Raw genomic sequence first — 15,415 nt, 5'->3', positions numbered from 1 at the left:
AAAAAGACAACCATGAAAAAGAATCTGATATATATGCTTCTTACATGTTTGCTGTTTACCATGCCTGCATGTAATGATATGGACCTGTTTCCTCAGGACCAGTTAGGACCGGATAATTTCTGGAAAACAGAACTCGATATTCAAAGCGGAATCGCTGGTGTCTATACCAAACTCAAAGGAGGATCGATGAGTTGGAACCGCTACGGACTGGATAATATTACAGATAATTCTTACTCTTGGACAACCTGGAGCGGAATAGCCAGTATCCAAAGTGGATCGATAGAAGCGACAACCGGTGGAATTATCAGTGATAATTATAAAGCCGGGTATGAAGGTATTGCTGCTTGTAATAATTTTATGAAGAATTTCCCGATAGCAAAGGAGAATGCCAAGTTGAGTGAGGAAAAGGCAAATGCTTATGAAGCCGAAGTTCGTTTTCTAAGAGCTTTTTTCTATTTCGAGTTAGTTCGTTTTTACGGTGATATTCCTTTGTATAAGGAGGCGATTACCTCGGTGGAGGCTTCTAAAGTAAAGCAAAGTCCGGCTTCGGAGGTTTATGATTTTATCTATCAGGATATTAATTTTGCCGTAGATAATTTACCGGATATTGCTTATGGCAGCGGACATGCAGTGAAAGGGTCGGCCCAGGCTTTAAAGGCAAGGATTGCTTTATTTCAGGGAGATTGGAAAACGGTGGAAAACATTACCCGGGAATTGATTCAGTCCGGCCGGTATCGCCTGGCAGATACTTATCAGTCTATTTTTATAAAGAGGGAAGGACAGAAGGATAACCCGGAAATTATATTTTCCATTACTTACTTGAATCCGGATTACCGTCATGATGCAGAGATGGTTTATTATTATCAGAATGAAATCGCTCCGATGGACGATCTGATGAAATGTTATAATGAGAATGATGAACGTTTGAAAGAATGGTACGTTTTTACCGGTATAGGTGAGAAAACATTTATCAATCCTTTTGGAGAAGAAGCATCGACAGAACAGGCTCCTTTGACAGGATGGATCTTACTGAAACATATGGATAAATATAAAAAAGAAACTTACACATATACAAATTATGATTTCCGGACAGATAATGATGTTGTTATTCTCCGTTACGCAGATGTTTATCTGATGTATATAGAGGCAATGATGGAGCAGGGGAATGGTAGCACATCAGATGCTTTGGCTGTTAAGTGCATGAACGAAATCCGGGAAAGAGCCGGCTTGAATTCTGTAACATCTGTAACCCGTGACGAACTACGACTGGAAAGAAGGCGTGAACTGGCTTTCGAAGGATTACGACATTTCGACTTAATCCGGTGGAAGACAGCAAAAGAGGTGATGAATTCTTTGGTAACTCCGGCAGGAAAATGTACATTTGAGGACCATATGTATGTGTGGCCATTTCCACTTAGCGAGATGGATGTTAATCCTCAATTGGATCAGAAACCCGGCTATAAATAATTGATAGATATATTATATATTATGGAAAACACTTTTATAAAAGTTATCCGGTACCTATTACCGGTAGCATTATTGTCTTGTGCCGGAGGTCAGCCTCTGGCAAAGAACCTGTCTTCGACCATCCTTTATATGGACCAGCCTGCCGCTTCCTGGTATGAAGCGACTCCTATAGGCAACGGCCGTTTGGGCGGGATGGTTTATGGAGGAGTAACCAAAGATACCATCCGTACAAACGATGATACGTTTTGGAGCGGCGAACCACGGGATTTGCAGCGGCCGGGAGCTTATAAATGTCTTCCGGAAATACGAAAATTGCTGTTGGGAGAAAAGAACCTGGAGGCCCAAGAGTTGATCGATAAACATATGCTTGGCCCCTGGAACCAGAATTATATGCCTTTGGCCGATATTCTGCTGGAATGGCCTGGTGACGGGAATGTCTCCGGATACAGAAGAGAGTTGGACCTGAACCGGGGAGTAGTCACGATTACATATACGCAGAATGGAGTTAATTATAAACGGGAACTGTTTGCTTCATACCCCGACCAGGCTCTTGTAATGAATATCTCTGCAGATAAGAAGAACGCTGTTGAGTTTATCGCTGGCCTGGGTAGTCAGATCAATAACCAGACAAAGGTGGAAGGTGATCAGATTGTAATTAACGGGCAGGCTCCCTGGCATACCGATCCTAATTATACAGGCGTTCATCCTCCGGTATATAAGGAAGGGAAAGGCATGCGTTTTGAAGGTCGGTTATTAGTAAAGCAGGAGGGAGGAACGATTTCTGCCCAAGATGATAAATTGCATGTAAAAGATGCGGCATCTGCCACTATTACTTTTGTTGCAGCTACCAGCTTTAATGGCTTCGATAAAGATCCTGCTGTAAATGGGAGAGATGAAAAAGCAATATGCAAAAAATATCTTTCCTCTCTGGAGACGAAGAAATACCCTGATTTATATAAGGCGCATCTGGCAGATTACTCTTCCCTGTTCGGACGGGTAAGTATCGATTTGGGTGAATCTCCGGAATCAAATTTACCGATTAACCAGCGAATAAAAAATTATAAACCCGACATGGACCCGGCCCTTACTGCTTTGTATTTCCAGTTCGGACGCTATCTGCTTATCTCGGCTTCACGGCCAGGTTCGCAGCCGGCAAACTTACAAGGTATCTGGAATCAGGACATGCAACCTGCCTGGAGTGCAAACTGGACGATCAACTGCAATGCGGAGATTAATTACTGGCCGGCTGAGATCACCAATCTTTCCGAATGCCATTTCCCGATGTTCGATATGATCCGGGAAACAGCTGTCGACGGTGCAAGGACAGCCAAGAACCTGTATAACTCCCGTGGTTGGGTTGCCCATCATAATCTCGATATATGGCGTACGACCTGGATGGTTGGAGGAACCGGATTATATTCTTTGTTCCAGGTAGGAGGTGCCTGGCTTTGCCAACATATCTGGGATCATTATCTGTTTACCCTGGATGAGGATTTCCTTCGCGATCACTATGATTTATTAAAGAGCGCTTCCATCTTTTACCTGGATAACCTGCAAACGGATCGGGATGGGTATCTGGTAACGAGTCCGTCCGAATCTTTTGAGAATGGTTATATCAAACCGAATGGCGAGAAGGGATGGGCCTGTATCGGTTCCGCCCAGGATATGCAGATCGTTCGTGCTTTGTTTGAAAATACGATGAAATCTGCTGAAATTCTGAATGACGGAGCTTTTAAAGAAGAAGTGGCAAAAGCATATGCTAAACTGCCTCCGATGAAGATCAGCCCAAGAACAGGACAACTACAGGAATGGAACGATGATTGGGAACCTTCCAATCCGGCCAGCGGACAGGTCGGGCATGGCTGGGCATTTGCCGTAGGAAATCAAATAACGCTGCGCGGGACGCCTGAACTGGCCCAGGCTTTCAGAAAAACGATAGAATACCGGCGCCCGGGTTATTCTTATAACAGTGGTAGCTGGACAGGATCATTCCCAGCCGTTTACTGGGCCCGTTTTGAAGAACCGGATAGTGTGCAACGTGTGATAGACCGTCATTTTGATCTGGCTTTATCTCCGAATCTGACTTGCGAATTTATGAAATCATGGCAAATAGATGGAAACCTTGGTATTACTACCGCTATTACCGAAATGCTTTTACAGAGTCATGCAGGGGAAATCAGCTTGTTACCAGCCTTACCGGCAAAATATCCGACAGGCTCTGTTACCGGATTGCGGGCACGTGGTGGTTATGAGGTCGATATTTTCTGGAAAGACGGAGTATTGACTAAAGCAGTAATTAAAGCAGACAGGACGAAGAGGGATGAAATTATTCCTGTACGTTATGCCGGCTTGGTGAAATCTGTTAAGCTGGCAAAAGGGAAGATCATCGTATTGGATAGTTCTTTGGAATAAATAGAACAAAAAGTGTATGGACCGGGCTGAGATTGAATGTCGTCTGACAAATCAATCACTCGCCCAGTCCATACATTTTTTTTGTTACATATTGTCTGGATTACATTTTGACATTTGGGATATTTTCTATAACTTGCCGTGATTTTTAATACTAAATCTGATTTGACTTAAACGAAAAATTAAGAATGTACAATAATTAAAACAATCATTTTATGAAATTCCAGAAAACACTATTCGGATGTTTAGTTGGCGTAGCTTTGTCTATGAATGTAAACGCCCAAGAAGTACAAGGATTCGTTCATGAACGTTCTACCGATTATGAATGGCCTACAGATCAACAGGTCTTGGATAAACTTGATAAATGGCAGGACCAGAAATTCGGTGTGTTATTCCATTGGGGGCTTTATTCGGTTCCGGGTATTGTAGAGTCATGGTCTATTTGTTCAGAGGATGTAGACTGGATTTCCCGTAAAAAGGATATGACCTATGATGAATACAAGAAGTGGTATTTCGGTTTAAAGGAATCATTGAACCCGACACAGTTCAATCCGGACAAATGGGCTGATATTATGAAGGATGCCGGAATGAAATATATGATTTTTACAACCAAACACCATGATGGTTTCTGTATGTTTGATTCAAAATATACAGATTTTTCTATTGCAAACGGTCCTTTTGCCAATAACCCCAAAAAAGATGTGGCCCGTTATGTCTTTGACGCATTCCGTCAGAAGGATTTCATGATCGGGTGTTATTTCTCCAAACCGGACTGGCATTGCGAATGGTTCTGGAATCCTTATTTTGCAACTCCCAACCGTCGACAGAATTATAAGATAGACCGTCATCCAGACTGGTGGAAAAATTACCAGGAATTTACCTATAACCAGATGGATGAACTGATGACTAATTATGGCAACTTCGATATCCTTTGGCTGGATGGCGGCTGGGTGACCGGTGAAGATGTCCATCTGGATAAATTATTGAACAAGGTACGTACTTCTACTCAACCCGGACTGATTTCCGTAGACCGTACTATCCGTGGAAGAAATGAAAATTATCAAACTCCGGAACGTAGTATTCCTGAGACTCAGTTGAATAATCCCTGGGAAAGTTGTATTACTTTGAGTAACGATTGGGGATGGGTTCCTAATGCTCCTTATAAATCTCCGACGAAAGTAATCGGTCTGCTGGCTGAAATCACAGCAAAAGGCGGATGTCTGCTGCTGGGTGTCGGTCCTACGCCACAGGGTACTATTGAAGATGCTGTTGCAGAACGTCTGCATGTGATCGGTGACTGGCTGAGAGCCAATGGAAAGGCTATTTACAACACTCGTATCACTCCGGTTTATAATGATGGAAATGTCTGGTTTACAGCTGATAAGGACGGTAAAACATTATATGCTGTTTATGCTTTGCCGGAAGGAGAGAATTTGCCTGAAACAATTGAATGGACAGGAAACATTCCGACAGGTAAAATGAAAATGCTGAAAGGTAACAAAACAGTAAAATATACAAGCAAGGACGGTAAGGTAAGAGTCACCCTTCCGAAAGGGTTGAAAAACGAACCGATTGCTTTGCAGTTTGCTTCTGATAAATAACTGAAATAAAATAACTTGTTATATGAGTAAAACAACAACTTTAATTATCGGCCTTGCCATTTGTGCGGGACAGGCCGTGGCGCAACGACCGTTATACAAGCAGGCTACGGCTCCTGTTGAAGACAGAGTAAACGATCTTATAGGACGTATGACGGTTGAAGAAAAAGTCGGCCAGTTATGTTGTCCGCTTGGTTGGGAAATGTATACTAAAACGGAAAACGGCGTTGTTGCTTCCGACCTCTATAAAGAACGGATGAAGACGATGCCTATCGGTTCATTCTGGGCAGTCCTCCGCGCCGATCCCTGGACACAAAAGACTTTGGAGACAGGATTAAATCCGGAACTGTCAGCTAAAGCTTTGAATGCCTTACAAAAATATGCTGTAGAAGAAACCCGTCTGGGAATCCCTGTGCTGTTTGCAGAAGAATGTCCTCACGGACATATGGCGATTGGTACCACTGTCTTCCCGACATCTTTGTCTCAGGCAAGTACCTGGAATGCAGAGTTAATGCATCGGATGGGAGAAGCTATTGCCCTGGAAGCACGTTCACAGGGGGCCAACATCGGTTATGGTCCGGTGCTGGATATTGCCCGTGAACCACGTTGGTCACGTATGGAAGAGACTTTCGGTGAAGATCCTGTGCTGACAACTCATCTGGGGATTGCCTTTATGAAAGGTATGCAGGGGAAATCGCAGAATGACGGAAAGCATTTGTATTCTACCTTGAAACATTTTGCCGCTTATGGCATTCCTGAAGCCGGACATAACGGTGCACGTGCCAATGTCGGTATGCGTCAGTTATTTTCCGATTATCTGCCTCCTTTCAAGAAAGCAGTGGAAGAAGGGGTTGGAACGATTATGACTTCCTATAATTCTATCGATGGTATTCCCTGTACTTCTAATAAATATTTATTGACGGATGTTCTCCGTGATCAATGGGGTTTTAAAGGGTTCGTTTATTCGGATTTGACAAGTATCGAAGGCATTGTCGGGGCAAGAGTGGCGAAAAATAATAAGGAAGCTGCCGTTCTGGCTTTGAAAGCCGGTCTTGATATGGACCTGGGAGGAAATGCTTATGGAAAGAATCTTCAGAAAGCTTTGGAAGAAGGTGCCATTACCATGGATGACCTCAACAGAGCGGTCGCTAATGTCCTTCGTCTGAAATTCCGCATGGGACTGTTTGAGAATCCGTATGTTTCACCGGAACAGGCCAAACAGGTGGTACGTTCAAAAACTCACAAAGAACTGGCTCGCGAAGTTGCCCGTGAAGGGATTGTTTTACTAAAAAATGAAGGTGTATTGCCTCTGAAAAAAAATATTGGAAGTATAGCTGTAATCGGTCCGAATGCGGATATGATGTATAACCAGTTGGGTGACTACACGGCTCCTCAGGAACGTGAAGAGATTGTTACAGTACTGGATGGTATACGAAAAGCCGTTTCTCCTTCAACGAAAGTGAATTATGTAAAAGGCTGTGCAATCCGTGATGTAACGACCAGTAATATCCCGGCAGCGGTGGAAGCTGCCCGTGCTGCCGATGCAGTTGTTTTGGTTGTCGGTGGTTCGAGTGCCCGCGATTTCAAGACAAAATATATAGGTACAGGTGCAGCGGATGTTTCTAATGATGGAAACCAACTCCTGTCGGATATGGATTGTGGCGAAGGATATGACCGTAGCACATTGCGTTTACTGGGCGATCAGGAAAAACTCCTGGAGGCGGTAGCTGCCACAGGCAAACCATTAGTTGTTATTTATATCCAGGGACGTACATTAAATATGAACCTGGCTTCGGAAAAGGCACAGGCGTTGCTTACTGCCTGGTATCCGGGTGAACAAGGTGGGGCAGCTATAGCAGATGTTTTGTTTGGCGATTATAATCCTGCCGGACGTTTGCCAGTATCCGTACCCCGTAGCGAAGGTCAGTTACCCTTATTCTATTCACAGGGAAAACAGCGTGCCTATGTCGAAGAAGAAGGAACGCCTCTTTATGCATTTGGCTATGGATTGAGCTATACTAAGTTTGATTACAGTCAATTGGAGCTACAGAAAGGTAATGGAAAAGATGTCTTGCAAACAGTCAGTTGTACGGTTACCAATACCGGAGACCGTGAAGGGGAAGAAGTCGTTCAGCTTTACATCTGTGACAAAGTAGCCTCTGTATCCCAGTCCCCAATCCTGTTAAAGGCTTTCGAACGTCTCTCCCTGAAGAAAGGCGAAAGTAAGAAAGTCACTTTCACATTGGGTGAAGAAGAGCTGTCTCTTTATAATATGGAAATGAAGCAAGTGGTAGAACCGGGAGACTTTAAAGTCATGGTTGGAGCAGCTTCGGATGATATCCGGCTGGAAGGAGAATTTACATTGTAATAGAGGTTTCTATATCTAAAAGAAGAGGCTGGATTCTATTATTTTACAGATAGAGTCCAGCTTTTTTGTGTTATTTTCCAAGTACATTATTGTCTGTGGCGAAAAAGAACATTTTAAGACAGTCCTATACATTGATATAGGATATATGAAACTATAGGTAGCAAATCCAGTTTTTTTAGATGAGACCGAAGTTCGGCTAGAGCTTTACTGATATGTCCTTCCACCGTTTTTTCACTGATATTTAGTTGTTGTGCTATCTCTTTGTTTTTTAGCCCTTGTCCACGACTTAGCAGGAAAACTCTGCGACATTGTTCTGGTAGTGTATCTACACAGGAAATAATTTCTTCTGAAATTTCTTTTAATAGTAATGACTCCTGTAAATCGTAACTGATTATTTTTTGTTGTAACTGTAATTTGATATTTTGTTCGTCGATATTTAGATTTTCCTGTAAAGAGTTAAGATAGCTGATTGATTTATTGTAGGTAGCCTTATATAAATAGGGTTTTATAGGTTCATTAAAATTAATACTTTTTCGTTTCATCCATAAGGCAAGAAAAACATCTTGTACAATATCCTCTGAAGCATGTTTGTCATTTGTATATTTATTGGCAAATGCCAGTAAAGGACAATAATAAACATGAAACATATCCTCGAAAAAGATAAAATCTTGTTTCAGGGGATCGTCCTTTATCATATTGTGTCTGTTATGCATTTTATTTGAATCTAATAAACATCCTCTCCCGCACAAAGATACCTATTTTATGAAAGGATGCAATATTCTATTCCGATTTTGGTCTTTTCAGGTATTAATGCTTTTCATGTGTTAAATAATATTTATTTCTTAGGATAAAGCAAGGGATAGAAGATGTTTTTGTGTGATAATTATAAATGATGGATGAAATGGAAGATATTATTATAAAATATTTGAACCAGACAGCAACGGAGGAAGAGATGAAGCAATTGCTGAATTGGTTGGAGCAAGACTCGGATAATCAGCAGCAGTTTGCTGTAACAAGAGATTTATGGTTAACCTCAGAGGCTTCGATTTCTTTGCATTATGGTGAAAGTGTCAAAGCTTTTAATACTTTTAGAAAGAATGCATTGGCTTTCGAAAAGAGAGGTAAGAAGAAGTTCTTTTCTATAAAATTAATGAAAGTTGCGGCCTCGATAGCTTTATTGATTGCCTGTGCGACTATTGCCTTTTTCTCTGGAAGAGAAAGCGCAATGAATATGCCTAAAATTGTAAATGTCATGATGAATCAGGCCATTATGGGACCCGGACATAAGGGGGCTGTAACTTTGCCGGACGGGACATTGGCCTGGTTAAATAGCAATAGTAAATTGATTTATCCTGATCAGTTTGAAGGAAATGTCCGGAAAGTAAAACTGATTGGTGAAGGTTATTTTGAAGTAAAGCCGGATGCGAATGCTCCTTTTTATGTGGAAACCTCCGATATGTCAGTTAAAGTACTTGGAACCCATTTTGATGTGCGAAACTATGAACAGAAAAATATATCGGAAACAGTTCTGTTATCAGGAAAGGTCGAAGTCATGATGAAGAATAGCGGAGAAAAACGTATCCTGTCTCCCAATGAGAAATTGTCCTTTGATAAACGGGCAAACAATTTTACTGTTGATCGTGTGGATGCAGCTGAATATGCTTTGTGGACAGCTGAAAAGCTGGTCTTTGAAGATGAACGTTTATCTACGATTCTCAGAAAGATGGAACGGTGGTACGGTATTGAGATATCCTGTAAACAGGGTGTTCCTTTAAATTCCAGATATTCGTTGACGATACGTAATGAGTCAAAAGAAGAAATATTAAAGATGTTGTCTATATTGGTCCGTATTGACTATACTATAAAAGACGACAACATTATTCTTTATAAAATATAGTATTAACCTTTTAAATCTGATAGCCTATGATGTAAGTTCCAAAGTAATAAACAAATTAGGCAGATGCTGGTAACATCCGCCTAATAAATGTCTAATTAAAATCGGCTCTCAAAATGCGACAATCGAGAGCTTCTTATTAATATAAAGCAATACAAACATATGAAAAAAAAATCCACGGAAGGGAATGGTATGTCCTTTCTTAACATTAATTCATTTAGAAGAATGAAACTAATATTGTTTTTGGTTTTTGTTACCTTTTTTCAATTATCGGCGGTGAATAGTTATGCTCAGGAGACATCTATTAATTTAAAGTTATCCAATGTCTCATTGAAAGAAGCCATACAAGCTATTGAAAAGCAAACAGAGTTTGTTTTCTTTTATAGTACGGAAGAGATAGATCTGACGAAAAGAGTAGATGTAAACATTCGAAAAGGAGATATAGAGAGTATATTGAAAGATGTATTCAGCGATTATTCTTACCGAATAGAAAATAGAAAGATATTATTGACACCTAATCCCCGGCAGAGGGTCCATAAGATAACCGGTACCGTAAAAGATCATACAGGAGAAAGTGTTATTGGTGCAAATATATCTGTAAGAGGAACAACTAGTGGAACAATTACAGATATTGACGGGAAATTCACATTGGAAGTTCCTTCTGACAATGTTGAAATTGTAGTATCTTATATAGGCTATAGACAGCAAGTAATAGCACTTAAAGGAAAAACATCATTGGATGTCGTTTTAACGGAAGACACTCAAAGTTTGAACGAAGTCGTAGTGGTTGGTTACGGAAGCCAAAAGAAAGTAAATTTGACAGGTGCAGTGACTTCTGTAAAAATGGATGAAGTTTTAGGAAACAGACCTGTAGCAAGTGCTATTCAGGCTCTTGAAGGAGCGATTCCGGGTATGCAAATCAGTTCGAATAATGGTAAACCAGGTTCGGGAATGAATTATAATATCCGTGGTGTGACTAGTATTAATAATCCGGATGCAAAGCCATTGGTTCTGGTTGATAATGTGCCAATGGATTTAGATATGTTGGACCCAAATGATATTGAGTCAATATCTGTTTTAAAAGATGCAGCATCCGCAGCTATATATGGGGCGCGTGCGGCTTTTGGGATTATTCTTGTTACAACGAAGAAAGGACAGAAAGATTCACCGATTCGTTTCAATTATTCTAATAATTTTGCATTTTCCAAGCCGGCGACTTTGCCTCAGAAAGTATCTCCGTATGAAACAGTTAAAGTGTACGATGATATTTCTGCTCCAACTTATTATGCGGGACAGAGTACCGGTAAATGGTTGACATATCTGGATGAATATGCACAAGGTTTGCATCCCGAAGGGGTTGTGTTGGATGGAGGAACTCCTTATAATTTGGCGCCGACCGATGTCTATAAAGATATGATGGATAAATTCGGCTTTCAGCAACAACATAATTTGTCTATTTCCGGAGGAGGAAGCAAAGCCAGTTATCGTATTTCTTTTGGTATGGTTAATAATGATGGTATTTTGATAACAGACAAAGATACCTATTCTCGTTACAATGTTTCTTCATTTGTCAGTTTGGATGCAACTAGGTGGTTGACAGGACAATTGGATATTCGTTATTCTGATTCAAAAACATCGACAGCAATGACTAATGCTGAAAACAATAATCAGGCAATATGGGCGTTCGCTTCTAATTATCAGCCAATGGGACCTTTAGGATATGGACATCCGAATAGTGGTGATACGGAAGAACTTGTCCCTTATGGTTCTCCACGCAATTTGATTGAGCTAGGTAATCCTAAAATGAATAGAAGCAATAGCACTCGTATTTTGGGACGTATTATTCTTAAGCCATTGAAAGAATTGGAAGTTGTAGGAGAATATAGTTTTTATCGAACTTGGGCCTCGGAAAGTACTTCTCCTATGATTTTTGATTATTTGTTACCAACCAGTAATGAGAAGAAAAAGACAAGAACCAATACTGTTTATTCCATGTCTCAGAACTTCTCGACAAACAATGCTATAAATATTTATGCAACTTACAAAAAGACTTTCGCTGACAGTCATAATATCTCTGTTATGGGAGGTTTTAATCAGGAAGAATACTATTATGAACTGTTAGCCGGCTCACGGCAGGATCTGATAAACCAGGACTTGCCATCACTAGGATTGGCTACCGGTACTTTGACAAATAATGATAATTTTCAGGAATATGCCCTGCGCAGTCTTTTTTACCGTGTAAATTATGATTATAAAGGACGTTATTTGTTTGAAGCAAACGGACGTTATGATGGTTCATCTCGTTTTAATCCGGATCATCGTTACGGATTTTTTCCTTCCTTCTCAGCTGGATGGAGAATATCGGAAGAGTCATTTATGGAATTTACCAAAGACTACCTGACTCAATTAAAATTGAGAGCTTCATGGGGTAGTATCGGTAATCAGAATGTAGATTATTACGGGTATATTGCAACAATGAATGCTTTGACACAAACATCGAATACTAAATCAAATTGGGTGTTGCCAGGTGAATCTGATTATGTAACCTCAATAGGTGCTCCGGGATTGATTAGTGCTAATTATACATGGGAGAAAGCTGAAACATTTGATGTCGGTTTCGATTTAGGGCTTTTTGATAATAGATTGGAGACTGTTTTCAACTGGTATCAACGTGATACAAAAGAAATGTTGGCTCCATCAAAGGCTTTGCCTGGTATATTGGGAACATCCGCCCCAAAGAGTAATGCTGCCAGTTTACGAACTAAAGGATGGGAAATAAGCCTGTCCTGGAGAAGTAATATCGGAAAAGATTTCAGATATAATCTTGGATTCAATCTGTACGATTCCAAGGCGGAGATCACAAAATATGATAATCCCGCAGGTGCGCTTGATTCGGATAATACGATTAACTTACGTGAAGGTATGCAATATGGTGAAATCTGGGGATATACAACCGATCGTTTTTATACAACTGCTGATTTTGATGCAAATGGAAATTTATTGCCGGGCATTCCGCGTGTAAAAGGTGTAAATCCTAATCCGGGCGATATTCTTTTTGTAGATTATGATGGCGATGGTGAAATATGGGCAGCCGATAATACTTTTAATAATCCGGGTGACCGTCGTGTTATCGGTAATAACTCTGCTCGTTTTTTGTATGGGATAACCGCCGGATTCGGTTGGAAAGATTTCGATTTGTCACTTTTCCTCAATGGAGTGGGAAAACGTGATTTGTGGATGCCTAATTACTGGGGGCCAAATTCACAATTTATTACATCTGTGTTTGATTATCAAATGAATTATTGGACTGAAGATAATGTAAATTCATATTGGCCTAAAGCTTATGGTGTTGGAGGTAATAATGGGGCTAACCAGAAGGTGCAAACAAAATATTTGCGCGATGCATCGTTCTTACGTCTGAAAAATATAACATTGTCTTATAATTTGCCTCAGATATGGTGTCAGCGTCTTACTATTCAGAACTTGAAAGTTTTCGTTAGTGGAGAAAATCTATATACATGGCATCATCTTCCTACCGGGTTTTATCCGGATGCTTATGCTGCTGTTCCAGGCAGTCGTTCCATGTTGCCCGGAGTTACAGGTGATTCGGGAAGTGGGGCCTGGTCATATCCATTGATGAGACAAGTTTCATTTGGTATTAATCTAACATTCTAATTCAATATGAAAAAATATTTAGTAATGACTATATGTTGTCTGGTTTTTATTGCATGTAATGATGATTTTCTGGACAGACAACCAAAGAATTCGCTTACTGAGGCAACTGTATTTACAACATATGACAATTTTAAGACGTATTGTTGGAAGTTCTATCAGAATTTGGGAAAATACGCTTACGATAAAAACCAAATGGAGGCTAATACAGATAACGGCTTTTGGGGAGCAGCCAGTAATGAAAATATATATGCATTTAATAAAGTAACAACTCCGGGAAGTGGTGGAGGATGGGATTTTGGAAATATTCGTGCGTTAAATGTTATGTTGGATAAGATTGATGATTCAAGCATGAATGAAAAAGATAAGGAACACTGGAGGAGTGTAGGATACTTTTTCAAAGCATTCAATTATTTTCAATTGGTTGCTAAGTTTGGAGATGTTCCTTGGTTGGAAAAGACGGTGACCGATCAGGATGATGAACTTTTATATGGTCCAAGAACTCCGAGATCGGAAGTTTCCAAAAAGATTCTTGATCTTTTACTTTATGCAAGAGATAATATAAAAACGACTGGTGATGGAGACAATACAATTAATAGAGATGTTGTAAATGCACTTATATCCAGATTCGGACTATTCGAAGGTACATTTCAGAAATATCATCAGATTTCCGGAGAGATCCCTTATACTGATTACTTACAGGCAAGTTATGATGCTTCGAAAGAATTGATCGGTAAGTATCCTACTGTACATAATCATTTTGATGAGCTGTTTAATTCGGAATCTTTAGCAGGTGTAACTGGTGTTTTGCTGTATCGTAATTACGTTAATCCGGGGAAAGGACATGGAATCGATCGAATCTTGAGGTCGAGTGATTCATATGCTGAAGCATGTGCTGAATCTGTTCAGGCTTTTCTTTGTTCAGACGGAAAACCTATTTGGACAAGTAGTAATTATGAAGGAGATCCGAAGACAGGTGATGCAACGATGAATGTGGAATTTAGAAATCGTGATTATCGTTTATATTTTACTGTGGCACCTCCTTATCGTGTGAATGGAGGCGCTCCGCTTTATTATCCTGATGATGCATCAAAGATAACTAATACAGAAAAGCCGGAAGACAGGGAGTATATCGACTTTATGCAAACAATTACAGGTAAACCGGAAGCTGATGGTTCTTCAAAACAGTTGCCTCTCATGCAGTGGGGATGTATTTATTTATTGGAGATACCTCATTTGCGTGGCATCTATAATATGAATCAACCTTATAATATCAGCTCTGGAGGATATTATGTGTATAAACATTATTATGGAGCAAACCTACAATTATTAGGCAGTAGCCAAAGTGATAATTCAACAGACTGCCCCTTATTCCGTATGGGAGAAGTGATGGTTAATCATGCAGAGGCGGCTTGGGAGTTGGGTTTATTTAATCAGGGAGTTGCTGATATTACAATTAATCAACTTCGTAAACGAGCTCATGTCGCAGATATGAATGTGGCGGAAATAGATGCTTCTTTCGATCCTAAACGAGATAGAGGAGGTGATCCTAAATATGATCAGGATTATGCAGTGGATCCTGTTTTGTGGGAAATCCGTCGTGAAAGGCGTGTCGAACTGATGTTTGAAGGTTTTCGTCTGAACGACTTGCGCCGGTGGAGAAAAGGAAAATATGTCAATAAGCAACAGTTGGGAGTCTATGTAAAGAAAAGCGACTATGAAGATGAAAGGCATTGTGCTTATATTAACGGTGGTCGTGAACCGGATATTTCAAAATTTGCTTTGAATCTTTATCCTGATAATAACAGGGATGCCGGACGGATTGTGTTTTTTAAGGAACCTAATCCCGGCTGGCAGGATATCTATTATCTGGATCCGTTACCAATGGATCAATTGGTATTAAATCCATCATTGAAACAGAATCCTGGATATAATTCGCCGAGTAATTAATTTGTAATTCAGTTTTTATTCACTCAGATCATAATTAAAAAATTGGGTCTGAGTGAA

At 40.3% G+C, this 15,415-nt stretch carries 8 protein-coding genes; 7 read left to right on the top strand and 1 reads right to left on the bottom strand.

Features of this window, described 5'->3' with window-relative positions:
* The first annotated feature begins 12 nt into the window (after positions 1-12).
* The 4 genes from NBH14_RS17325 (at position 13) to NBH14_RS17310 (ending at position 7,842) form a co-directional block, all read left to right on the top strand.
* Entirely contained in the window at positions 13-1,467 is a 1,455-nt protein-coding gene (locus NBH14_RS17325; RefSeq protein ID WP_186960388.1) for a RagB/SusD family nutrient uptake outer membrane protein, read from the top strand.
* 21 nt (positions 1,468-1,488) lie between these two features.
* Entirely contained in the window at positions 1,489-3,879 is a 2,391-nt protein-coding gene (locus NBH14_RS17320) for a glycoside hydrolase family 95 protein (protein ID WP_186960387.1), read from the top strand.
* A 212-nt stretch (positions 3,880-4,091) separates the two neighbouring features.
* Entirely contained in the window at positions 4,092-5,477 is a 1,386-nt protein-coding gene (locus NBH14_RS17315) for an alpha-L-fucosidase (RefSeq protein ID WP_186960386.1), read from the top strand.
* A 22-nt stretch (positions 5,478-5,499) separates the two neighbouring features.
* Positions 5,500-7,842: a glycoside hydrolase family 3 N-terminal domain-containing protein gene (locus NBH14_RS17310; RefSeq protein WP_186960385.1), complete on the top strand. Its 2,343-nt coding sequence runs from the start codon at positions 5,500-5,502 to the stop codon at positions 7,840-7,842.
* A gap of 113 nt (positions 7,843-7,955) precedes the next feature.
* On the opposite strand, the gene NBH14_RS17305 is transcribed toward NBH14_RS17310, so the two are convergent.
* Positions 7,956-8,537 carry an RNA polymerase sigma-70 factor gene (locus NBH14_RS17305; protein ID WP_250817679.1) on the bottom strand — a complete coding sequence of 194 codons (582 nt, stop codon included), beginning with the start codon at positions 8,535-8,537 and terminating at the stop codon, positions 7,956-7,958.
* A gap of 206 nt (positions 8,538-8,743) precedes the next feature.
* Here NBH14_RS17305 and NBH14_RS17300 point away from each other — a divergent pair, with 206 nt between their 5' ends.
* The 3 genes from NBH14_RS17300 to NBH14_RS17290 all read left to right on the top strand — a co-directional run bounded on the left by NBH14_RS17300 (position 8,744) and on the right by NBH14_RS17290 (position 15,358).
* Positions 8,744-9,739 carry a FecR family protein gene (locus tag NBH14_RS17300; protein ID WP_186960383.1) on the top strand — a complete coding sequence of 332 codons (996 nt, stop codon included), beginning with the start codon at positions 8,744-8,746 and terminating at the stop codon, positions 9,737-9,739.
* A 222-nt stretch (positions 9,740-9,961) separates the two neighbouring features.
* Complete coding sequence (locus NBH14_RS17295) at positions 9,962-13,411, top strand: TonB-dependent receptor (protein ID WP_186960382.1); 3,450 nt, start codon at positions 9,962-9,964, stop codon at positions 13,409-13,411.
* A 6-nt stretch (positions 13,412-13,417) separates the two neighbouring features.
* Complete coding sequence (locus NBH14_RS17290; RefSeq protein WP_186960381.1) at positions 13,418-15,358, top strand: RagB/SusD family nutrient uptake outer membrane protein; 1,941 nt, start codon at positions 13,418-13,420, stop codon at positions 15,356-15,358.
* Positions 15,359-15,415: the final 57 nt, after the last annotated feature.

The sequence above is a fragment of the Parabacteroides caecihominis genome (genome assembly GCF_023656785.1).
Lineage (GTDB): Bacteria > Bacteroidota > Bacteroidia > Bacteroidales > Tannerellaceae > Parabacteroides > Parabacteroides segnis.
Note: the sequence above shows the minus strand (reverse complement) of the source record. Positions and strands in the feature narration are given on the sequence as shown.